At 40.6% G+C, this 23,296-nt stretch carries 17 protein-coding genes; 2 read left to right on the top strand and 15 right to left on the bottom strand.

The window, feature by feature from the left end; translation table 11 throughout:
- The first annotated feature begins 288 nt into the window (after positions 1 to 288).
- Complete coding sequence (locus V1499_RS07600) at positions 289 to 1,068, top strand: acetoin reductase (protein WP_409275124.1); 780 nt, start codon at positions 289 to 291, stop codon at positions 1,066 to 1,068.
- Between the two features lie 627 nt (positions 1,069 to 1,695).
- Here V1499_RS07600 and V1499_RS07595 read toward each other — a convergent pair.
- The 13 genes from V1499_RS07595 to V1499_RS07535 form a co-directional block, all read right to left on the bottom strand.
- On the bottom strand, positions 1,696 to 3,120 hold the full coding sequence (locus V1499_RS07595) for a DUF4179 domain-containing protein (RefSeq protein ID WP_409275122.1): 1,425 nt from the start codon (positions 3,118 to 3,120) through the stop codon (positions 1,696 to 1,698).
- Entirely contained in the window at positions 3,117 to 3,671 is a 555-nt protein-coding gene (locus V1499_RS07590; protein ID WP_409275120.1) for an RNA polymerase sigma factor, read from the bottom strand. Before V1499_RS07590 ends, V1499_RS07595 begins: the two co-directional genes overlap by 4 nt.
- 893 nt (positions 3,672 to 4,564) lie before the next feature.
- Complete coding sequence (gene arcC, locus V1499_RS07585) at positions 4,565 to 5,500, bottom strand: carbamate kinase (RefSeq protein ID WP_409275118.1); 936 nt, start codon at positions 5,498 to 5,500, stop codon at positions 4,565 to 4,567.
- Positions 5,501 to 5,647: 147 nt separating this feature from the next.
- Complete coding sequence (locus V1499_RS07580) at positions 5,648 to 6,922, bottom strand: DUF1116 domain-containing protein (protein ID WP_409275116.1); 1,275 nt, start codon at positions 6,920 to 6,922, stop codon at positions 5,648 to 5,650.
- 44 nt (positions 6,923 to 6,966) lie between these two features.
- On the bottom strand, positions 6,967 to 8,712 hold the full coding sequence (fdrA, locus tag V1499_RS07575; RefSeq protein WP_409275115.1) for an acyl-CoA synthetase FdrA: 1,746 nt from the start codon (positions 8,710 to 8,712) through the stop codon (positions 6,967 to 6,969).
- A 108-nt stretch (positions 8,713 to 8,820) separates the two neighbouring features.
- Positions 8,821 to 9,870 (bottom strand): ureidoglycolate dehydrogenase, encoded by a 1,050-nt coding sequence (gene allD / locus V1499_RS07570; RefSeq protein WP_409275113.1) that lies wholly within the window; start codon positions 9,868 to 9,870, stop codon positions 8,821 to 8,823.
- Positions 9,871 to 9,931: 61 nt separating this feature from the next.
- Complete coding sequence (allD, locus tag V1499_RS07565) at positions 9,932 to 10,981, bottom strand: ureidoglycolate dehydrogenase (protein WP_409275112.1); 1,050 nt, start codon at positions 10,979 to 10,981, stop codon at positions 9,932 to 9,934.
- A gap of 24 nt (positions 10,982 to 11,005) precedes the next feature.
- Positions 11,006 to 11,770: a (S)-ureidoglycine aminohydrolase gene (allE, locus tag V1499_RS07560; RefSeq protein WP_409275110.1), complete on the bottom strand. Its 765-nt coding sequence runs from the start codon at positions 11,768 to 11,770 to the stop codon at positions 11,006 to 11,008.
- 75 nt (positions 11,771 to 11,845) lie between these two features.
- A complete protein-coding gene (gene allC / locus V1499_RS07555; RefSeq protein WP_409275108.1) occupies positions 11,846 to 13,108 on the bottom strand; it encodes an allantoate deiminase in 1,263 nt (420 codons plus the stop codon).
- A 456-nt stretch (positions 13,109 to 13,564) separates the two neighbouring features.
- Positions 13,565 to 13,780, bottom strand: coding sequence for a hypothetical protein (locus tag V1499_RS07550; protein WP_409275106.1), 216 nt, complete (start codon positions 13,778 to 13,780; stop codon positions 13,565 to 13,567).
- Positions 13,781 to 13,795: 15 nt separating this feature from the next.
- The gene (locus V1499_RS07545; RefSeq protein ID WP_409275104.1) at positions 13,796 to 15,412 is read right to left on the bottom strand and encodes an L-lactate permease; all 1,617 of its coding nucleotides are present in this window, start codon (positions 15,410 to 15,412) and stop codon (positions 13,796 to 13,798) included.
- A 417-nt stretch (positions 15,413 to 15,829) separates the two neighbouring features.
- The gene (locus tag V1499_RS07540; RefSeq protein ID WP_409275102.1) at positions 15,830 to 17,500 is read right to left on the bottom strand and encodes a PucR family transcriptional regulator; all 1,671 of its coding nucleotides are present in this window, start codon (positions 17,498 to 17,500) and stop codon (positions 15,830 to 15,832) included.
- A 165-nt stretch (positions 17,501 to 17,665) separates the two neighbouring features.
- Positions 17,666 to 18,604, bottom strand: coding sequence for a DUF2877 domain-containing protein (locus V1499_RS07535; RefSeq protein WP_409275100.1), 939 nt, complete (start codon positions 18,602 to 18,604; stop codon positions 17,666 to 17,668).
- Positions 18,605 to 18,789: 185 nt separating this feature from the next.
- Between V1499_RS07535 and V1499_RS07530 the strand changes: the two genes are divergently transcribed.
- Positions 18,790 to 20,442 carry a PucR family transcriptional regulator gene (locus V1499_RS07530; protein WP_409275099.1) on the top strand — a complete coding sequence of 551 codons (1,653 nt, stop codon included), beginning with the start codon at positions 18,790 to 18,792 and terminating at the stop codon, positions 20,440 to 20,442.
- A gap of 41 nt (positions 20,443 to 20,483) precedes the next feature.
- On the opposite strand, the gene V1499_RS07525 is transcribed toward V1499_RS07530, so the two are convergent.
- Both V1499_RS07525 and allB read right to left on the bottom strand, forming a co-directional pair.
- On the bottom strand, positions 20,484 to 21,836 hold the full coding sequence (locus V1499_RS07525) for an allantoinase (RefSeq protein ID WP_409275098.1): 1,353 nt from the start codon (positions 21,834 to 21,836) through the stop codon (positions 20,484 to 20,486).
- Between the two features lie 89 nt (positions 21,837 to 21,925).
- Positions 21,926 to 23,281: an allantoinase AllB gene (gene allB / locus V1499_RS07520; RefSeq protein WP_409275096.1), complete on the bottom strand. Its 1,356-nt coding sequence runs from the start codon at positions 23,279 to 23,281 to the stop codon at positions 21,926 to 21,928.
- Between the last annotated feature and the right edge of the window lie 15 nt (positions 23,282 to 23,296).

Genomic DNA, 23,296 nt, shown 5'->3' with positions numbered 1-23,296 from the left:
ATAATAATAGTATAACATAATATCAGCTTGTTGGCGACTCTCGCCTGCCTGATCCTAGAATCACCAACATTTACCCTAATCAAAAGAACCAATTGTATGGAACATTTCATTTGAATAGGAGAAAAGGCCGGGTTACAAAATTAGAATCCTCCAAAAAAGTTATTTAAAAAACACGGGTAGGCACTTTGTTTGAAAAAACAAAAAATTAAGGCTTATACTTAAATTGTATTCTAGAATACTAATTAGCAGCTATTGAACCATTCAAAAAGCAGGGAGGAATACGGCACAGTGAGTACACAACCAGTAGCAGTTATCACGGGTTCAGGCCAAGGAATTGGGAAAGCATTAGCGGAACGCTTAGCGAACGAAGGGTTTGCAATCGTATTAAGCGATCTTAATGAAAAAACGGTAAAAGAAACTGAGACAGAACTTAAAGATAAAGGATTTAAAGTCACATCATTTGTTGGGAACGTTACAAATCCTGAAGACCAAAGAGCACTTGTTCAGCACGCAGTCGATACTTTCGGAAGCGTAGATGTTTTTATCAATAATGCTGGCGTGGAAGGCCAAGTGGCACCCCTAACTAAAGTAGAACCTAAATCGGTTGATTTTACTTTAGATGTTAACGTTAAAGGTGTAATCTATGGTATCCAGGCAGCTGCGAACCAAATGATCAAACAAGGGACCGGCGGCAAAATCATAAATGCTTGTTCAATCGCAGGCCAGGAAGGTTTTGAGATGCTGGGGGTATACTCCGCTACTAAGTTTGCAGTAAAAGGGTTAACACAAACAGCCGCGAAGGAACTTGCCCCTCATAAGATCACCGTTAACTCCTACTGTCCAGGAATAGTAGGAACGAGTATGTGGGAACGCTTGGACGAAAAAATGATGGAACATATGGGGACGAAAAAAGGAGAAGCATTTGCCAAATTCACTCAAGGCATCGCGCTTGGCCGCCCTCAAACCCCAGAAGATGTAGCTAATCTGGTTTCATTCCTGGCGTCATCAAACTCTGATTACATCACAGGACAAAATATTCTGACTGATGGCGGAATGGTATTCAATTAATTCACTATATCTATCATGCCAAGAGTGGTCATTAAAAATTATCCATGTTACCGTTCAATGCTCTGATCTCTCAGACTTAGACAAACTCGCAGGAGTTCCGGGTTTGTCTATAGTCTTTATTAATTGGAAATATAAATTGAAACAACAGTGCGTCTAGATTTCCACTCCTGGTGGACGCTTTCCGCGGGCGGAGCCGAGCCGCTTCCCTCGCTACGCTCAGTCCAGGGCCTCGACTATCCCGCTACTCCCGCAGGACACTGAGTGGCATCCTCGAATCCTGCCCATACACGAAGAAAATGCGTAGCATTTTCGAGGAGTCGCCACCCTCCATTCCAATCAACTAAAATTCACTTTATTAAAGAACACAATGTCTGAGGTGACCTGCCATCACGAATATAAATCAACCGAATGAACGTTAACAATTTGATATGATGACCATCGATGAATTAGTTCCTGAAATCGTTTAGTACGCAAGCTGAAATCTCATAGACTTTATGCTGTGAGCTTTCTTTATATTAGTGCGTTGTTGTACATAAGTACCAAGTTCGTTAAATAAAGTCAAGATGCAAAATAAAAGGATTCCCCTTCGTCTATTTTCAGAGACATTCGGAAAATCCTTTATAGATGTTATTTTATTTTGATTTCTACATCTTCTTCTATCCAAGATGGATATGCATCAATTTCAAATCGTATTGGATTACCATAGGATTGCCATGGCAGTTCGAACTCAAATTTCACTTCATCATCTGATAGTTTAGTTATTGAACCATTTACGAAATTCGATTTCCCCATTAATTGTGTTTTAAAATATTTTATTGAGAATTCTTTACCATTTACATCGATAAATTGATTAAATGCTACAGTATCATAGTTTTCATTAACATTAATAGAAAAACTCACTTTTCCATTTTCAGCTTTTAAGTTTGAAAAAATTGAATTAGAAGGTTCTTTTATAAATTTCTTTGCTTCTGTGTCGATTAATATATAGGCTTCATCTTTATCAATAGCAGCAATTTTCCCAAATGATAATGTTAACTCTTTGGGTTCATAAAAATACAAACTATCTTTAAGTGTTAATTCAAACTTGCCTTCTGACGAATATTGCAACGAAATCCCATTCTCTGCTTCCCATACTTCACCTTGATCATCTACAATTTTTAATTCATCAAATGAATTTAATAAAAATTTCTTTGTATTATTAGGATCTGCTTCTAACCTTACTATAGTACGGATAGGGTCAATTACTATATCCTTAACAGTTATACGTTGACCTTCAATTGTTACTACTTTATTAACTTCAACAATCTTACTGTCTACATTCTTTTTCTCATACGTAAAAGGAATTTTGAAATGTTCTACTTTATCACCAATTTGTAATGCAACAACAAAGGAATCGGGTGTTTCCCCTCTTAAATACTCTATATCCATTGAAGAACTAAATACATTTTCTTGATTGAATTTGATTGGAAAAGGTTGGGTGAAACTTTTATACTCACTACCGATTTTTTTAAAACCTTCTCTTAGGTGAATGTGTTTCCATCCTATATTCTCAGAAAATCGATCAGAACTTATGCTATAAAAGATTACCATTCCTTTTTTGTCAGCAATAAGACCATCAAGCGTAACCGTTACCCCATTTATTGTTTGAGATTGATTAATCGGCTGATAAAAATCATTTTCTACCGCAGCGATTAATCCTCGATCATCTTGGATGAGTGCTACAATTCGCTCCATACCAGGAATTGAAGCTACTGTTTTTGCGATAACTGGCGAAACTCGAATTGAAGTTGCAAATGAAATAAGTAATATCGCTGCAATGATGATTGATATAGTACTCCGTTTTCGTAGATTTCGCTTTTTCACCGCATCTACCACTGTAGCTGCAAATTGATTTTTTCTCCAACTATTTTTTCTCGCTTTCAATTTTTCTAAATCCGATCTTATTTCCGACTCTTCCTTAATATTCTTGACGAATTCGTATAAGGAAGATGGTGCCTTGATTGAGTCCATCACTTCATTGATTTCTTTCTTTATCGTTTCATCGATCTTCATTGTGAATTCACCCCAATAAACTTATTTTCGATCAACCTTTTTTTCAGGGCGTTTCTTGCTCTGCGAAGATGGGATTTGACCGTCGAAGTTTTGAGACCCAGCAGATCTGAGATTTCATGGACTGCTTGTTCTTGGTAATAGTAGAGAATGAGGACGTTTCGATAATCCCTGTTATTGAGGGAGGTTATCCCCTCTTTAATTTCGTTATCTGTTTCCTCTTTTAGTACGCTTTCAATCACTCCAAGTTTGTCTGCCGCCACATCGATTTCAAGTTGTGATTCCTTCACACGGTCATTCTTTCTCAAAACATCGATTGAACGATGGCAGATCACTTTATAGAACCAAGTGTTGAAATAGGTAATATCCTTTCCGTTCATAATGTTCCGATATGCTTCAATCAACGCATTTTGGACAACCTCTTCTGCCTGCTCCTTCGACTTGAGGATACCGAAACTGGTCCTGTACCCCTTTTCAATTAAGGGGTTGACTAATTCAGTGAAAGCTTCGTCCTCGCCGTTCCTAATCCGTGTTATCAGTGTTTTCTGTCCCATGAGGAAGACCCCCTTTTGTTTCTATCTTTTAGGCGATGGTAAGGGTGCTTAGGATGCACACTTCGTAAAAAATATGAAAATAATTGAATTGACTTTAAAAGCAGTTTTTTCCTTTGTTTAAAATTTTGATCCATTTTTCTTGAATAATTTTGTTGATATAAATAAATAACCCAGTTCAATGAACTCGGCTAATCTTGTCTTTATATGTATACTTATTCAACTCGTTTGTTAAGGTAATTCCACAAAAATAACGTTAATCCTTCCTGGATCAACGCACCCGGGAGTTGAATAAGCTTCCCTATCATTTTAACATGAATATCCAAAATTCGGCCTATCATCGCAAATCAATTCGAGTAGCAATTAGTATTCAAATTCACGAGTTAACAAAAACTTGTGTCATCCTGCTAAAAGTTACGCGAATATAGGTGCTAAAACACTCTTAAATGCACTGAAAACCTTGATATATCAAAAAAGGTGCCGTCCAATTCAGTTGTGAATCAGACTGCTATTAGGGGTACGAATTTAGTTCTTGTACTCGAAAGCCGAACCTGTTACACAATAAGTGTTGGTTTATTATTTAAAATCATATATAAGAGGATTGGAGCGGAAGACACGAAGACTCGTTCGAAAATGCTATTCATATTCTCATGCGGTGCTTTTTCATGGAAGATTATTCAACGTCCTGTGGGATGAAGCGGCAAGGGGAGACCCCACCGGCCGCCCCCTTTGGGCGCCGAGGAGGCTCCCCTGACGCCCCACGGAAAGCAAAGTACCTGTAGCGTAAATCAACAATTTAACAAAACGCAAATCAAAAGCCCGTAAGAGGATCCTCTCACGGGCTTTTATCAATTTTCTAAAAGGATTGTCTTAGGTAAAAACCAAACCTCTTTGAATTATAAAGTTATACGTGTGCCAGTTTTACCTTCGAGGGCATCTTGAAGCTTATCCATAGATGTAATAATGACGTTTTTACCGCCTTTTTTCAGGAACAGGATCGCAGCTTCGATTTTCGGCCCCATGCTTCCTTTTGGAAAATGGCCTTCGTCCATATAACGCATTGCTTCATCAATGGTCATTTCAAATAGATTTTTTTGTTCAGGTGTTCCAAAGTGGATGGCAACCTGCTCAACACCAGTTAGGATGAATAGATAATCCGCATTGATTTCAGCAGCCAGAAGCGCACTTGCGAAATCCTTATCAATGACAGCATTTGTTCCCTGCAGCTTCCCATTTTCCTCAATTACAGGGATACCGCCGCCGCCAGCTGTGATGACGGTGATTTCCTTGTCAAGCAACGCTTGGATTGCTTCTTTTTCAACAATTGTTACTGGTTTTGGAGAAGCAACGACACGTCTGTATCCTCGGCCGCTGTCCTCAATGTAAGAAATCTCTTCGGTTTCGAGAATCTTGTCAAGCTCTTCTTTTGTATAAAAAGGCCCGATTGGTTTAGTTGGGTTGGAGAAAGCTGGGTCATCTTTAGAAACAACAGCTTGTGTAACAACTGTCGCAACTGTTTTCTGGATATTGCGTTCAACCATCTTATTCCTGAAAGCTTGCTGGATCAAGTAACCAAGATTTCCTTGAGTCTCTGCATCTAAAACATCAAGCGGGTAAGCTGGTACCACTGATTCAGCCATTTGGTTTTTAATCAATGAGTTTCCAACTTGCGGACCATTGCCATGAGTGATTACAACCGTATTTCCTTGCTCAATTAGGCCTAGAACAGGTTCACAGCTTTCATCGATATTTATTTTCTGCTCTTCAAGTGTGCCCTTTTGTCCTTCTTTAATAATGGCGTTTCCACCGATGGCTAAAACAATTTTGCTCATAGTCATATCTCTCCTGTAAATTTACTTATTTGCCTCAACCTATTTTGTTCTTAAACCAAGTATTTATCCAAATTTTCAAATAAAATACTTCTCTTCATAAAAGGAGGAGAGGAATTGTTTTTCCTTTCCCTCTCCATCAAGAACTTATTATTGAGCTTCAATTAGGCCAAGCTTTACTGCGTAAGCATCGATTGCTTTTTCAAAGCAAGCTAATGGCGCACGGACAGTACCCGCACCGATTTGCCCAACTCCCGCTTCTTTATGTGCAATACCAGTGTTGATGATTGGTTCGATACCTAATTCAACAACTTTTCTTGCGTCGATTCCAACGGTGGATCCTTTGAAATCCCAAGTAGGAATAGAGAAGTTCGGGTTATGGTCAATACAAATTTCCATCATTTCATTACTTGTAGTAACCGCATCGTCCATACCGCCAGCGCCTACGAAGCGTGTAACGCCTGGTGCAGCAATCATCGCAAAGCCACCTACCCCGAATGTTTCGGTAATGGCGCTGTCACCCATATCAGGGCAAGCCAAGCTTTGATCATAACCTGTAAAGAACAAGCCTTGAGGCGTATTTACAGGTGCTGTAAACCATTGGTCACCCATACCGGCAATTCGGATACCGAATTCATAACCGTTACGGCACATTGCTGTTACAACTGTTCCATGCTGGATTTGGCGTGCAGTGTCCATTACAGCCTTAGTTGTTGCCATCGCAATATTCAAGAAGAACTGGTCTGTATCAGCCAGGAATTGAATAACGTCTTCTTTATCCTTTTCAGATGCATCTGTTTTTAAAATATACGGAGTGATTTCTTTTAGGAAAATAAGAGATCCAGCAATATTACGTTGGTGGAACTCATCGCCCATTGTAATTGCTTTTGCCATCATAACGTTAATGTTTAATCCGTCGCCTTTAACTTTTAGCGCTTTAGCAATTGTCGGACCAAGTACGTCCCTAAACCATTTCAATCGGTTGATTACTTCATCAGAATACGCACCGAAACGCAGGACCGCACCAATACCTTCATTCATTGTGCAATATGCTTGATTATCGCCGTCACGATTTTCTACAACAAAAACTGGCATATTCCCGGATGTAATCCCGCCCATAGGACCGACAGCATTTACATGGTGGCATGGGATAAATTCAACTTCATTATTCTTGAATAGTTTAAATGCTTCTTCAGCATTTTCCGCCCATCCTTCGAATAAAGCAGCCCCAACACAAGATCCTTGCATCGGGCTTGTCATGTTTTCCCATTTGATTGGTGGTCCTGCATGAAGCAGGACCTTTCCGTTTAGTTCTTGAATGACAGATTTTGCAGGCACTACATCTACTAAGAAAGGTGCACTTGATACAACTTTATCGATTACTGCGCGGTTTGCTTCATCAATTGTTTTAAATTGTCCGTACATTTTGCTTCCTCCTGATTTTCACGTTAGTGTAATTTGCGATTGGATTAACGAAGAACACTTAGGACTTTACGCATTCTCTCGTTACCGCCAGCTACTGGACGCCAATCGAATTGAACAGCCCTGCCGCCGTTTTCTGTAATAGCAGAAACGAATTTCTTCAGGCCAACGTTGACAACATTCGGTTTCTCGTTCAATAGTTTTTCGATAGCTGAAGAAACGTTGATTTCTGCTTTTGCAGCCGCTTTGCCAGAAACCAATTCTTTATCCTTCTCTTCAATTTGGATATCAAGCATTGCAAGAGCCGTGCGGATTGCTTGGTTATTGCTGCCTCGTAAAATTACACCCGCTTGTTCAAGCTTTGACTTCTGCTCCTGAATGTTTTGCGGGTCTTGCTCTGTACCGCAAACAGTTGCAACAAAGTAAATGTTCTTGCCGTTTTCACGCGCATTGCTTTGGATTTTTTGAATTGCAGGAATCAACGCGCCAGCCATGTCATCATGTGATCCGTAACCAAGAACAACATCAAATAGAATAATCGCTGTAGACTCATCCTCTGCAGCCTTTTGGAAGAATTTGATTCGTGTATCAGGATCGATCATTGGATGCGGCTTTCCTTGAGTATAAATATCGTCACCCAAGTCAGCGACTTCATAACCGTTTGCTTTTAACAAGTAACCTTCCTCATGAGAGTCATCCTTGCCAAGGCCAAGGCCTCTGCTGATGAGTGTGGCTGCTTCATATCCTAGCGTACCGCCGGAATAAAGGCCTTTAATTGTTTTTTGTTCTGGTTTCAATTCAACAGCAGGTACTTCTCCAACAAGTTTGTTGTAGTTTCCTTTTACAGGATTACCTTTTGCAAGATCTACAGCGATTGCTGCGGTTTCTTCAAGGGTATTCGCATAATAGATGTTACCTTCATGATTGTGCGGCTCTTCACCAAGGAAGATAGCGACAACTGGTTTAGATAGACTTTGAAGCAATTCAACTACCTGGTCGCGCACTTCTTTTGCTGGTGGCTTGGAGACGATTCCAATCACTTCTGTTTGTTTATGTGCTTCAAGTCCTTTGATTGCATCGATCATTGTGATCGCGCCAATCTTATCAGATAGGTCGCGGCCGCCTGTTCCAATCGCATGAGTTACACCGCCGCCAAGTCGGTCGATTTGGACAGTAACTTCCTGAATACCTGTTCCGGAAGCACCAACAAGTCCAATATTTCCTTGCTTAACGACATTCGCGAACGCAAGCGGAACGCCAGACAAAATTTCAGTACCACAGTCAGGTCCCATTACTAGAAGGCCTTTATCGTGGGCTTTCTCTTTAAGGCGGCGCTCATCTTCAATTGAAACGTTATCGCTGAAGATAAGGACATGCAAATCGTTGTCAAGCGCCCTGTCCGCTTCTTCTGCCGCGTATTGACCAGGTGTTGATATCAAAGCGATATTTGCACTTGGCAATGCCTTAAGCGCCTTATCCCATGTACGTACTGTTTCAAATTCTTCTTTACTGCTGCTAATTGCCTGATTGTTTAAATAGTCATCAATTTCATCAAGAACTTCCTGGATTTTTTCTTCCTGGTCGGTATCAACAACAAGACACATGTCATTTGCAGCCGCTTTTTCAAGCTCTTCAGTGTAAAGCCCTGAGCTTTTGAAAATATCCTTATTGGCCGGAGTCCCCATCATGACCTGGACCTTATTGATTCCTTCCATTGTCGAGATTTTATTTGTGAGAAGCATTAAGTTAACGGAATCCTGGTAGGAATTCTCTTTTATAATGGTATGAAGCATTGGTTCACGCACCTCTTCTTGTAATTTTTTCTTGGTGAAAAAAAGCTGCTTAATCGCCATGTAAGAAGGGTGGCATCTCGCATGAGACCACCCTTCTTTCTTCTGCTTTTACTTTGCAAAAGGACTTTTATTGTCATACGCATTGTTGTGGACCACATCGGACTTTAAGTACTCGTATATATGGTCGACAATTTCAATGCCGTCCTCTTCATATTTCTTCTCCCTTTCAGCACTTCTTTGACCAGGATAAGAAACGTGATCAAAGCCAGGAGCGGGCTTAATGCTATTAAGATCCTTCATTGTCGTTGCAATGCCTTCTTGGAATGCATTGAGGTCTGTGAAAAATTCAGGATTAATAACAATATGTAGCTGTCCAAGGTTCCGATACTCAGTCAGATCATGGTACATGGAAGAAACCTTGTTTCCAAACGGAAGGCCAAGCAATATTCCAGATAAAACATCTACCATCATCATAAGCCCGTAACCCTTTGGACCCGCAATAGGCAATAATGCATTTACCTTAAATGGATCGGTTGTTGGCTCTCCGTTGCTATCGACAGCCCATGTATCAGGAATGGGTTCATTTTTCGATCTGGCATGAAGAATTTTCCCCCAGGCCTGTACGGTTGTCGCCATATCGAATGTAATATGCTTGCCGTCCTTCCCTGGTGCAGCAAATGCAATTGGATTTGTTCCGTAATAAGGCTCCGATCCGCCAAAAGGAACAACCATCGGATCGGACTGGCATACGGAAATACCAATCAAATTCTCGTTGACAGCCTGTTGAACAAAGTAAGAAAGCGCACCGCTATGGCCGATTCTCCTGACACCTACCACAGCGACTCCATTTTCTTTAGCCATTTTTATGGCTTCATCCATTGCAACCTTTGCCGCAACATGCCCTGCCCCATTATCTCCGTCAAAAACCGCTGTACATGGACCCGTTTTTTCAAACGTAAACTCCGGGTTGTTATTGATTCCACCCTTAGCAATTCTTTCGGCATAATATTCCACTCTCATGGCGCCGTGAGAGTGAACGCCTCTAGCATCCGCATGAGCAAGCACATCTGCCACAACGGCAGCATGGTCTTCTGTTAATCCGGCCTTGTGGAGCTTTGTTGTGATTAAATCCTTCAATTGCTCTTTAGACAATCTCATTCCTACTCACCCCTAACATCGGTAACCCAATCCAGTTTGATCTTTTTATTAAATTTGATGCTTATTTAGCAAACGGGTCTTTATGATCATATTGGTTGTTATGAATGACATCCGAGATTAAATATTCATGGATATCATCTACGATTTCGATCCCGTTTTCCTTATAATCTGCTATGACAAGATCGTTATTCTGTCCAGGGAAAAGAACCTTTGAAAAACCTGGGGCAGGTTTAATTTGATTCAAGTCATCCATAGTTTGCGTTATATCTCTCTTGAAGCCAGTTATACCTGTAAAGAATGCCGGATTAATGACAATATGGAGTTGTCCCAGCTTCCGGTATTCAGTTAAATCTTCGTACATTGAGGTAACTTTATTGCCGAACGGGAGACCTAAAAGGATTCCAGACAATACATCGACCATCATTGCCAGGCCATAGCCTTTAGGTCCGGCAATTGGCAATAATGCGTTCACGCTGAACGGATCAGTTGTCGGTTCTCCGTTTTTATCAACAGCCCATGTATCTGGAATCGACTCATTCTTCGATCTCGCATGAAGGATTTTCCCCCAGGCTTGGACAGTTGTTGCCATATCCAACGTAATCTTTCTCCCATCGCTGCTTGGAGCGGCAAAGGCAATTGGGTTCGTACCATAGTAAGGCTCAGCACCCCCGAATGGAACAACCATCGGATCGGATTGGCATACCGAAATACCAATCATATCCTGGTCAGCTGCTTGGTGAGTAAAATAGGATATTGCTCCGCTATGGGAAATATCTCTGACACCGACGATCGCAGCGCCACTTTCTTTTGCCATTTTGATGGCTTCGTCCATAGCGAGCTTTGCGGCAGCATGGCCATTCCCGCCATCGCCGTGGAAGATGCCCGTACTTGGTCCGGTTTTCTCGAACTTAAAGTCAGGATTTGTATTAATCCCACCCTTTGCGATTCTTTCAGCATAGTACTCCACACGCATGGCTCCGTGGGAATGAATCCCTCTTTCATCTGCAAAAACAAGAACGTCGGCTGCAATTTCGGCGTGGTCCTCGTTAAGGCCTGCCTTGTGAAGCTTATTTTGGATTAGACTTTTCAAGTCCTCTCTAGATAATCTCATGGTGACACCTCTTCGTTGGGAATATTATAATGACGCATCCCGATTACAATCTTTAGAGTAAACATATGTTAATGGTTCTCTTCCAACTGCATAAGCAGCCTGATGAACATATGGGCCCATAAAAATGTAATCGCCTTTCTTAACCGGAATCCATTCGTTATCAAGATTATACATACCTTCTCCGGACAGCAGGTACGCACCATGCTCTTGGACATGTGTTTCAATAAATGGATGGCTTGCCGCAGGATCGAACGAAAGAATGTGGAAGTTCATATCGAAATCGAGATCCATCGGCAAAAGGTCTTTGATGTGAACGTTATGCATTTCATCATAGTCCCTATATTCGATATCATTCGCATGGCCGGAAACGACCCATGGCTTACGGCCTTCTAGTGGCTTATATTTTTGTTTGTACAAGAACAGGCGGGAATCGCCGGATTCAACATTTTCCAAATACATTTTTACTCCTGGCGGGCAATATAGATAGCCGCTTTCTTGTAAAATGTATTCCTGGCCATCAGCAGTTGCTTTCACTTTTCCACCTAGGACATAAACAAACGACTCAACATCTTCTTGTCCACAGAAGCCTTCACTATTCTTGCCGCCTTCGTGCATTGTGATGATATAATCCACAAAGCTTGCACCCAATTTCGGTGAACCTAAAATGGACATTGTGCAATTTTCAAACCCGGGAACAACGTTATTAACTAAGCCCTCAGGTGCAATAAGAGCATATTTGCCGTGTTTAATAATTGACCTGCTTGAAAGTATATCTTTTGGATAACCCATCTTTACATTCTCCTTTTTCCACTATTTTTATAAAAGGTTTAAAACCTAATAATAACTAGCTACAAAGAACATTGATTACTCTTTATACCCCAATTCATATAGGGCGCCAATCAGTGCTTTTACACCTTCCGCCAAATCAGCCGGTTCTGTATATTCCGCCGGATTATGGCTAATTCCCTTTAGGCTTGGCACAAAAAGCATGGCTGTAGGCACAACCGGTGCGAAAATTTGCGAGTCGTGGCCCGCTCCACTGTGCATTAGCTTATAATTCAGGCCATTTTCTTTACATTGTTTTTCAATAAGTTCCACAACCGTTGGATCCATTGGGACCGGATCCGCATCCATCCACATATCGATTGCCGTTTCAACTTCATGCTCTTTTGAGATGTCATTCATTCTGGAAGTCATTTTTTCCGTAAAGGACACAATCGCTTCTTTATCAGTATGGCGAACATCAATGGTGAAAATCGCTTTTCCAGGCACGACATTGACAATGTTTGGCTGAACTTCGATTTTACCAACTGTTGCGACAAGCGGATCTCCAGCTTCCTTTGCCATGGTGACAATTTCAACGATCATTTGGCTGGCTGCGAAAACCGCATCTTTTCTGTAGCCCATTGGTGTCGTCCCAGCATGATTTGCCTGGCCTGTGATTTCAACAGTGTAGCGCCTCTGGCCAACAATACTATTGACAACCCCAACTGATTTCTTTTCAGTTTCCAGGACGTTTCCTTGTTCAACATGAACTTCGACAAAAGCTTTTAAGTCATTGCGCTGCCCTTTTGATTCGTCCCTGAAACTAAATCCGGCATCAGACATTGCTTTGATAAATGGAACCCCATCAAAATCTGTTATCGTTTCGACATCTTCACGTTTTGCTAACCCAACAATGTTTTTTGATCCCCAAAACGTATAAGGGAAACGGCTTCCTTCTTCTTCAGCCATTGAAACAACTTCAATGTTACGCAATGGTTGGCCAAACTGTTCTTTCAAGTATTTTAGCGCCAATATACCAGCTACGATCCCATATGCTCCATCATATCTGCCACCATTTTTAACTGTATCGACATGCGAACCAGTCAGGATCGTTTCACCCGTGTTTTTTCCTTTTAATGTACCGAATAGATTGCCGACCTCATCAAAGTGAGCTTCAAGGCCTTCGTTTTCCATCCATTCTTTCAGGGCATTCTGGCCGTCGACCCATTCTTTTGAATAAAGCAGACGTGATACTCCACCTTCGAAATCCGCCCCGAAGCTACCTAGCCATTCAAGCTTTTGGGCCGTTTCTTCCGCCAGTGCTTCAAGCTCTTTCCCGGTTGCTTTTAGTATGTTCCCCAACTTCCATCTACCTTTCCTCATTATGTAAAATAGTTCAATCTTGGAACTGTTTTCAAAACATCCCTCTTATTGTTCCAACTCACGCTAATCCTAACCACCCGGACAAACTTCGATTTCATTTCAATCCCGGTTTCTTGCCTCCCTATAATTGTAAGCGTATTGAACGGGATAGTCTTTATGACGAATGGATAAAGATGATTCGTTATTTTTATCCGAAAAGGATAAATGGATGTGCGGCAGGTAATGGGTTTCCACGATTTATCTACAATGGATAAAATAGAGCAGGCGCATAAAGTTATTCATGCGCCTCTCACTAGTCCCTTCGTCCGGGTCATAGTTTGCGGCTTGTCTATGTTAAGCACCGCATGTCGTGATTTTTTGTTTTTTACCTTGACATAGGGGATTCGGATACAAAGGGAAAGCCTAGCTTTCACTGTCCCGTAGTTTCGAGGATGCTTACCCCTTTGTTTGTTCTTTTTTCGGCATTTTTTTTGCATGCCTAAACCCTATGACTGGAACAGCCAACATTCCCCCAAGCATCATTATGATTCCGATCATTAACATGCTGTTATTATCCTGAGTTCCTCCTGTATAAAGAAACAAAAAGGAAAAAAGCGTAACGAGGGTTGCAATCGTTTGATGTCCAATTTTGGTTGAAAAAAAATCTTTCATATCCTTGTCACCACCCTAAATAAACTGTGTAGCGAGCGTTAGTATTATTCCCATCAAAATAGCAATTGTGATAACAAAAACCAATATCTTTTTTAAGACAAGGCCTTCTTGGCCAAGAATTCCGGCTGTTGTTGTCCCAAGGATGATTTTACTTGGTGAAAAAACGGAACCAAGTGCTCCACCCCCTGTATGGGCCCCTAATATTGCAGCTTCATTTATATGCAATAACTGTGAAGTAGCCTGCTGGAACCCACCTAATAGAATATTAGAGGACATATTACTTGAAGTCATAAATGATCCAAGAACACCAATGGCTGGAGCCAAAATTACGTAAGTCTGGCCCATCACTCCTGCAGTTCCCATTGCAAGTTCGGTTGTTTGGCCAGTTCCCCCCATGATCTTTGACATGATAATCAATCCGATAACCGCAATCGTTGAAGGGATCGATTTTTCGATTGTTCTCCTGATAGCCCGTATTCCTCCGCCTTTTTGGATTTGCCCTTTACTTTTGAAATAAACAAAACCAATGATTGCTGCAAGAAGCAGAAATAAACCCGAGTTCGTTAATGGCATAACAGGTGAAAACAGGTCGTAAGCATGATTAACTACACCATATCCGGTTGATGTCTCCGGATAGCTAAGACCTAACTTCCACTGATTTAAAAAGTTCTTTAATGGGTTGACCAGTAAAACCAGCAACGTAATAGCAGTTAATACGTAAAAAGGGAAAAAGGCTTGATTCATCGAAAGTGAGCCTTCCGCACCCGTTTCGGCTTGTTGCTTATTTCCCGCTTCTTGGCGAAGCATCATTTTACTATCCTGAATACTCCATGCATTTCTGTACATTTTTAGTTTGCCTATGAAAAGAATTGCAACAAGTGACAGTAATGATGGAATAAATGCTGCTAATGAAGGATTTGACTGTGATAAAATCATTTGTCCTCCACCTTGGATAAGCGTTATGATCAGTACTGCAGGCAAGGCTTTCTTAACTGCTTCCATCCGGCCATAAACCCAGCTAATCATGATTCCCGTCGCTATATTAATAATCCAAATGAATAGAGAAGCCCAGATAGCAGCTTCTACTACTGTGGAACCTTGAATACCTGTTTGGGCAACTAGCGCATCCCAAGCTACAGCCAAAGTTCCAAACGTATTTCCCCAAGCCTGTCCTAATAAAGCAATGACTACAGCCCATAGCGGCCTTACTCCGAGCCCGACTAATAATGGAGCACAAACTGCGATTGGTACACCAAAACCGGTGATTCCCTGCAAAAAGCTGGCAAACACCCAACCGATAGCGATGATTTGAAGCAATTCGTTTGAAGTAAACTTTTTCAATCCATTCCGGATCGAATCGAATGCTTTTGCCTCAGTGGTTACTTCATAAATCAGAATCGCAGGCAAAATAATCGCGATTACTGTGAGAGCAGTCCATATCCCTTTCGCACTTTCCAATCCAATCAATTGAAGATCGGATTTATAAAAAACGATGGAAATGATAAAAGCCGCCAATAGTCCAATTGGTGCCGCTTCGGCAGCTCCCCACTGGAATTTGATCATTAATACGATAAGTATTGCTATAGGTAAAACCGCCATTACCCACATCAATATATTCACAGGTAAATCCATTCCCTGTTCTCCTCCTTCTACATGGCATAAAGTGAACATCAAACCGTGTGGGTTTTTCACCTCCACGGATTCGTAGAAATTTGCACTCCAAACGGAAAACAATTACTTTTTTAGGATAACTATTTGCTCACAAATTATAATGTACAACTTTCTCATGTTTCTTTCAATTTACAAAGTGGACAAAAACACCATTGATTTTAGTGCATTATGTACAATATTGCTAACAAATGACACCCACAGGAAACAATGATGCAGCTATCTTCCATAGACATATGAGGTGAATGGAAGGTTATCCACTGGTTGGAAAGCCGAAAAAAATAGTAAGCATTCGCTTGCTTACTATTTAATCTCCATCTATATAATTGTCTCTTTGTGATTCTAAATTAAACCGTAATGAGAAAACGATTTGAGCTGAATTTAATCCTTATACATTTTTTTGCGTTCTAGAAAATCGATAATTTTTAGTCCTACTTGAACGGATAACATCTCCTCCGAATCTTCAAAATTCATTCCAGTTATTTCTTTTATTCTTTCTAAACGATAAACCGCGGTTTTATGGTGTATAAAGAGAAGTTGAGATACTTTAGTAGCATTTTGGTTACACTCTAAAAAGATTTTTAATGTTTCCAACAAATCGTATTTATTCGACTGCGGGTAACCCAATAACTTGTTGAGAGAGGGCGGGATAAACGTCTGTAAAAGGGATGGATCATCAAATTCGCAAAGAAGCCTATATATCCCTAATTCCGAATATGCTGTAATGGCTTCCTTTCCATTTAATATCTCGCCAAGTTCCAGTGCTTCTTGAGCCTTTTTATAACTTTCCCCAACTTCCAGTATTCCGCTTGCTACATTCCCCAAACCTACTTGAACAACGATTTGGTTGTGTTGTTTTTTTAGATATTGCTGAATTTTTGCTGCCGTTTCTTTTATTTTATCCATCCATACATAATTATTTGTATCGTCCTCATCTATTTTCCAAAGTACCACCACTAAGCCGCTTTTACTGCCAACAATACAATTTGGGATGTGTTGGTGAATAGCCTCATAAAGCAATGTCTCATTTCGATTTGACATCCCTCGTTTAATCTGTTTCTTTGAAAGAGGCCCATTATTTTTACTAATTTTGAACAAAACCGCCGCAAACGAACCTTCTATATCCCAGCCAATTAAATTGGCATTCTGGAAAAAGCCGGTTGATCGAATTTTCCCCTCTATCAACTCTTCTAATAAATCATTTTTAAATCTTTTATCCACTTCCGCTACAGCAAATTGCTTGACTAATTCAAGCGAGAGCGCGGTTGCGGCATTTTCCACAGCAATAAAATCGAGTTCTCCCAAAGGTTTATTCATTTCACTTATTAATAAGTATGTTTTGATATTGTTAACTGTTTCGATTGGAACAACGATTTGGTAACCCTTTTGCCCATCCAGTTGTGGGTATTTCACAATTTGCCGGTAATGCGGAAACTTTATTTCCTCCGTTTTATTGTAATAGGGGATTTTTTCGACAATTTGGAATCTGGTTATCGATGATTCCGTTGATGTAATACAATGGAAGTTACGGTCAAATAAAGCAACAGAATTCCCAATTAGCCCTTCCAATGTTTCTATTATTTTTTCGGGGCCTTTGTCGGCTAAAGATAATGCCGTAAACTGATCATGGATATTTTTATAGTATTGGAGCTTCTTAACTTGATTATTCAAAATCTCCCCCATGACTGGGTACATTACATCAATATAAGGTACCTCTTTTGGCAGCTGGAGGATAGGCAGCCCATTCATTTCTCCCGTTCTAATTATTATCTCCGGGATCCCAGCCACGAAACGGTGATTTTTAATCAACAGGGCACTCACTCCCTTATCCGCCAACCGAATAATGAATTCCTTTTGTTGGTCTTCATTAAAATTTCGGATGGGGTAAAGGCTGGTTAAAATTAATTCTCCGCCCTTCAACCAGTCTGTAATATCAGGTGCTTCCATGATCGTTGCCCCAGTTATCACTTTATTCAAATTGTTTTTCCCACTAAGTACCACTGCATCTTTTAGGGAGCCAACCTTTAACAAATCTTTTACTTTGAATTCCATGAGCATTACGAACCTTTCCGCATGTAATTGAGTCTTTTTAGGCAAAAAGGACTAAGAGATAAACTCAAAGTCCTCTTTAACTCCTGTTGTTGAAGGATGAACTGCCCTTTTACGTAATGGCCATTTTTATAAACGTTTATAATCGTTATCATGGCTTTTCCTTCATTAACTATTATCAAACGTGGCTTTAATTCCTACCAAAATCCCTATTATTGTATCTGCCCCGGATGTATGGCCAATTTTCCTCATGTCTTCAAGAGCGGCCATAAACTCTGGCCCACGAGGTTTATCCATGACATCACACATCTGAATAAGATGAGAGTGAAATTTACTCTCAGTTGCATATAAAAGGTATTCTAACGCAATATGCGTTGTCCTCTTCCTTCCTTTTTCCACCAAATAGGTTTTCAACTGCTGCTGAAAAGCTTTATTTGTTTTCTTTATTGCAGAAAGGATGGCACAAATCCCAGTGATGACATCGTCCCCGGTTGGAGTAAGCCCCAGGCCTCTTCCAATCCAATAATTAAATACTGTTTCTGCTACTACCGTTTCGTCGCCATGGGCAAGTTTTTTTAGGTTGTCCAATTCCTTCAGGATCAAATTATCCTTTAGGCCAAACATAGGGTCTAGCAAAAACTTGATTAACATCCTTTTATCATCGTTGGTTTCTGCAAGGCCTGTTTGCCAATCCGCATGGAGCAGGCTGTTGGCAACGAACTGAAAATTCTCTTTTAAGTGGTGGCGATGGTTCAAATACCCATGAAGCGTATGATTTGTCACTTCTGCCTGTTCTAACGAAATGGAAGCTCCTTCAGAAAAAACGATCGTTTTTGATGGCAAATCCCAAGCTACTTCCTGTTTATTGCTTATCTTCATGATAAGCTGTTGTACATCATGACGAACCAAACCAATACTGAATGGAGATAACCCGTTTTCGACAGGACCAACATGGACTAAATAATTATCAAAAGCTAGGTTAAAACTATTGTTAAAAATACTATGGACATAGCCATTAGGATTACTTTTTAGGATTTTATATATTTCATCACTGAAAGCGCGAGCAGGCCAGCAATTCTCTTTATATTTCCTTTGCACTAAATTCATTACCAATTCACCCCGCACTAAATAGTTCCTTGAAGAAATTGCTATAAACTTTTTGTTTTACCTTATATACAAGTGTAAGGTACAATAGGACTACTGTCATTGTTCAAAGTAACTAAAATTCACTTGCTTTTTGTATATATTTTACGTAAAACTACGAATTAATCGGTAGTAAATGAGGGATAATCATGAAAACAATCAATGATTTATTTATTTTAGAAGGTATGAAAGAGAGTGTGGTCCTCGCTGGCCACAGAGGGCTTACTCGAAATGTTCAATTCGTTAACATATCAGATACACCCGATGTTACCAAATTTTTAGACAGCAATCATTTACTTCTCACCACAGGGTATGCGTTTAAAGACGATATACAGCTAATGTGTGAGTTGATAAAACAAATGCATGCGTTAAATTGTTCGGGAATGGTCATTAAAATTAATCGATTTTTAAAGGAATTGCCAACGGAAGTTAAATTGCTTGCCGATGACTTGGCTTTTCCAATTATAGATTTACCTACAAAACATACTTTAGGTGAAGTATCCCGCCACATTTTGAATTACTTAAATGATGACGAAACTGAGCAACTTTATTATGCCCTGCATGTACAAAAAGAGTTTTCCAAGATGATGATAAAAGGATACAGCCTGAATGCACTGATTGAACAATTAGGCCATTTTTTGTCCCGCCCAACTCTTTTATTAAATCACAGAGGAGAAAAAATCGCCTCTAGCCATGATTTTGGAATGGAAACGATGAAAAATGTCGAAAGGGAAATCATTCAAAAAGTTAAAGAAGATTTAGTCGCTGCCCGGCAAGGCATGACATTTACGATCCCTCTACGAGACCATCAATCCATCTCTACATTTCCAGTACAAACCAAACGGCTATATCCCAGTATGTTGGTTATCTTTGATTCTTTAACCTTGCCCTATCCCTCTTCACAAATGGCGATTGAACAGGCTGGGAACGTCATTTCATTTACAATTATCAAAGAACAGGCTATCGAAGAAAATTCGAGATTATTAAAAAATAATTTCTTTGATGAGTTAATTGAAATGAGGATTAGCTCTGAGGAAGAGATTTTAAGCCGTGGAAATTATTACGGATTGAAAGAAAACATGGATAATATTTGCATGATTTGTACCATTGATCAAAAAGGACAAAATTATGAATCATTGCAGCTGTATGAAAAAAAAGTCGGAGAATTATACAATAGCATTTACGATCAGCTCGAGGACGAAATCGTCCATAATAATATTGAAGCTATTTTATTTACAAAAGAAAAATATTTTGTCATGATTGTCCAATTCCCCAAATTTGGCGAAATGGATTTGAATAATCTAACCAGATTTATTGAGAATTGCCAAAAGAACTTGCAGGGCGATTATTCCATTTCCTTCGGAGTCAGCAATCCAGTCTTCTCAATAAAAGATATTTCTACTGCCTATCACGAAGCGGTGGAAGCATTACTGGCTGGATATGAAATGAACAAGCTGGGATTCATAAATTTCTATAAACCGAAGGAGCTTGAAGAATTACTGAGCTCCGTTCCAAAAAAGGATTTAAAAGCACTTTACGAAAATACATTAAAGTCACTTGCTTACCCAAAAACAAAAGAAGAACAGGAGCTAATTAAAACCATACAAGTCTACCTTGATTCGCAATGTGAAATTTCCGAGACATCAAGGAGATTGTATATCCATAGAAATACGGTTAAGTACCGTATTGAGAAAACAGAGGAAATGTTAAACTGTTCTTTTCGCGATCCAGCAGATTCACTGAGAATCCGTGTTGCTCTAGTAATTGGAACCATCCTTAAAGAAGACGAAAACCAAGAGTAAAAAAACCAAAACCCTTGTACATCGGGTTTTGGTTTTTTTATTTATGCTTGAACTTCTTCTTTTCCATCAACAATGATTTTTCCGTTATCAAAGACAATTTCGCCATTGACAATCGTTGTTTTGACTTTCCCTTTAAATGTCATGCCAACATACGGTGAGTGCTTATGTCGGTAGAACAAATCTTCATTCTTTAGCTCAAAGCTTTCGTTTAGGTTAACAATGGCCAAGTCAGCATCGTAGCCTTCCGCGATTATTCCTTTCGTTGTCAGCCCGAACAGTTTTGCCGGGTTTGTCGCAGTCAGTTCAACGATTTTTTCTAATGGAAGATTCCGTTTAAAGTGTCCCTCAGTCAATAGAATATTCAAAGTGGACTGAGCACCGGAGATTCCGCCCCAGCCTTCAAAATAGTTGTCTGTTATTTTTTTCATTGAAGCCGGAGCGGGTGAATGGTCGGAACCGATCACTGTGATTTCACCGCTGGCAACAGCCGCCCAAAGATCTTCTACTTCTTCTTCATCCCTTAAAGGAGGAGCACATTTCGCCAAAGCTCCTTTTTCTTCTAAATCCTTAACGGTCAAAGATAAGTAGTGCGGGCATGTTTCGACTGTTACATCCACGCCCCTTTGTTGAGCCTCATTGATTACTGCGACTACTTTTCGGCTGCTCGCATGGACGATATGGAGTTTACATCCAGTTGCTTCAGCATAGGAAATTACCCTTCTAACCGCTTCAATTTCTGATATAATCGGCCGTGATTCAACATAATCTCTTGCAGTGATATTGCCTTGACTTTGCTTTTCTTGTGCGATTTGATTCGTAATAACCGTGCTTTCCGCATGGACAGCTAAAAGAGAGCCAAAGGAGGCAATTTCTTTCATGCCCTTATAGAGTGTTTCGTCATCAACATTATCGAAATCAGCTATCCCGCTTGGTGACATGAATGCCTTGAATCCGATGACGCCATTCTCATGAAGTTCCTTAAGGTCGGCAATGTTTTCCGGCACTAGCCCACCCCAGAAACGAGGATTAACAATCGACTTTTCATCGGCAGCTGAGCTTTTCAGCTCCAAATTAGCTTTGTTAATGGTTGGAGGCGTACTGTTCAGCGGCATATCAAAGAATGTTGTCACACCGCCAGCAGCCAAACTTCTGCTCCCGGTCTCGAGCCCTTCCCATTCGGTTCTGCCTGGTTCATTAAAATGGACGTGTGTGTCAATTAAACCTGGAAGGATATGAAGCCCTTCAGCGTTAATCTCTTTATCTGCTGTTGCCTCGAGTGGTTTGCCCACGGATACTTCTTTAATCTTCCCATCTTTAATAGCTATATCGCCTTGGACGGTTGACTCCGATGTGACAATATTCCCGTTTCTAATAATTAATTCGTATGTAGCCATGTTTCATACCTCCTGCCATTTAGTAACCCTTTGCCATTGCCAACAGCTGACAATGGCAAAGCGGGTAAATATTTCGTTTTTAAAACTAATTATTTAGCAGAAATCAGCTTTCCTACAGGGTTGCCAACAATGCCTTTTTCCAAGTCGAAAACTACATTCCCGCGCACGATTGTTTTCGTCACACGGCAGTCAATCTTCCTGCCTTCATATGCACTGTGTTTATTTTTATAGTACAGGTCTTCCCTTTTCACCGTATAAGATTGGTTAGGATCCACCAAAATAATATCCGCGTCCTTTGAAACGGCTATTTCGCCTTTATGAGGCAAGTTAAAGCGCTCAGCTGGGTTGGTTGCGATTAAATCGACAAACTTGTGTACAGATAGTCCACGTTGTTTCACAGCCAAATCAAACATGAGGTCGACGTTATTTTGCGCTCCGCTGATTCCGCCCCATGCTTCCCAAAGGTTCCCTTGCTTTAAGTCCTCAGTACAAGGTGAATGGTCGGATGTCAGCCAGTCAATATTCCCGTTTAGAAGCTCGTCCCACAGCTTTGCTTGGTCTTCTGCTTTTCTAATTGGAGGCTGGCATTTTGCCCTAGGGCCAATTTCATCTACCTGCTCGGCAGTAAAGGCAAAATAGTGTGGGCATGATTCAACTGTTACATTCACACCCTCTTCACGGGCTTTTAAAATAGCTTGAATCGCCTCGGAAGTACTAATGTGTACTAAATGCAATTTACAGCCAGTTTCTTTTGCAAAAAGAAGGGCGCGTTGGACGGCATCCACTTCTGTAAAAACAGGGCGGGATTCCGCATATTCGACCCCGGAATTCTTGCCTGCTTTAGCAAATTCTTTTGCAAGCCCGGATGTAACCGATGGATTTTCCGCATGGATGCACAGCAGCTGATCCAGTTCCGCTAATTTCTGCATCCCCTTATACAAGGTATAATCATCGACATTTGTAAAATCTCCAGGAATATCGCTTGTGATATCAGACATGAAGCATTTAAACGCCAGAACCCCTGCATCAGCCAATTCCTCCAGCTTGTCCAGGTTTTCTGGTACAAGCCCTCCATAAAAGGCATAATCAACATAGTTTTGAGTTTTTGCCGCTTCAAGCTTCAGATCCAATGCCTCTTTATTGATTGTTGCCGGGAGTGCGTTCAATGGCATCTCCACATAACTCGTCGTACCGCCTGCCGCCAAAGCCTTCGATCCAGTTTCAAAGCCTTCCCATTCTGTCCGGCCTGGTTCACTAATGTGTACATGTGTGTCGATCATTCCCGGCATGACATATTGCCCATTCGCATCAATGATTTCTTTTGCATCCTCAGTAATTTGCTCAGCAATGCATGAAATTTTTTCGTTTTTAATGCCGATATCAACTTTACGTACGCCATCCCGGAATACAACATTTCCGCCTTTAATAACCAAATCAAATGCCATGTGAAATACCCCTCT

It is taken from the genome of Neobacillus oceani (genome assembly GCF_046237595.1).
GTDB lineage: Bacteria > Bacillota > Bacilli > Bacillales > Cytobacillaceae > Bacillus_D > Bacillus_D oceani.
The sequence above is the reverse complement of the archived record's forward strand: the minus strand, read 5'-3'. Positions and strand labels throughout refer to the sequence as shown.

Excerpts from the sequence above, each read along its gene's own strand:
- V1499_RS07590 (WP_409275120.1), bottom strand. The coding sequence starts at position 3,671 with ATGGGACAGAAAACACTGATAACACGGATTAGGAACGGCGAGGACGAA.
- fdrA (WP_409275115.1), bottom strand. The coding sequence starts at position 8,712 with ATGCTTCATACCATTATAAAAGAGAATTCCTACCAGGATTCCGTTAAC.
- V1499_RS07550 (WP_409275106.1), bottom strand. The coding sequence starts at position 13,780 with ATGAAAGATTTTTTTTCAACCAAAATTGGACATCAAACGATTGCAACC.
- allD (WP_409275112.1), bottom strand. The coding sequence starts at position 10,981 with ATGAGATTATCTAGAGAGGACTTGAAAAGTCTAATCCAAAATAAGCTT.
- arcC (WP_409275118.1), bottom strand. The coding sequence starts at position 5,500 with ATGAGCAAAATTGTTTTAGCCATCGGTGGAAACGCCATTATTAAAGAA.
- allB (WP_409275096.1), bottom strand. The coding sequence starts at position 23,281 with ATGGCATTTGATTTGGTTATTAAAGGCGGAAATGTTGTATTCCGGGAT.
- allD (WP_409275113.1), bottom strand. The coding sequence starts at position 9,870 with ATGAGATTGTCTAAAGAGCAATTGAAGGATTTAATCACAACAAAGCTC.
- V1499_RS07535 (WP_409275100.1), bottom strand. The coding sequence starts at position 18,604 with ATGAATTTAGTGCAAAGGAAATATAAAGAGAATTGCTGGCCTGCTCGC.
- allE (WP_409275110.1), bottom strand. The coding sequence starts at position 11,770 with ATGGGTTATCCAAAAGATATACTTTCAAGCAGGTCAATTATTAAACAC.
- V1499_RS07540 (WP_409275102.1), bottom strand. The coding sequence starts at position 17,500 with ATGGAATTCAAAGTAAAAGATTTGTTAAAGGTTGGCTCCCTAAAAGAT.
- V1499_RS07580 (WP_409275116.1), bottom strand. The coding sequence starts at position 6,922 with ATGTACGGACAATTTAAAACAATTGATGAAGCAAACCGCGCAGTAATC.
- V1499_RS07595 (WP_409275122.1), bottom strand. The coding sequence starts at position 3,120 with ATGAAGATCGATGAAACGATAAAGAAAGAAATCAATGAAGTGATGGAC.
- V1499_RS07545 (WP_409275104.1), bottom strand. The coding sequence starts at position 15,412 with ATGGATTTACCTGTGAATATATTGATGTGGGTAATGGCGGTTTTACCT.
- V1499_RS07530 (WP_409275099.1), top strand. The coding sequence starts at position 18,790 with ATGAAAACAATCAATGATTTATTTATTTTAGAAGGTATGAAAGAGAGT.
- V1499_RS07525 (WP_409275098.1), bottom strand. The coding sequence starts at position 21,836 with ATGGCTACATACGAATTAATTATTAGAAACGGGAATATTGTCACATCG.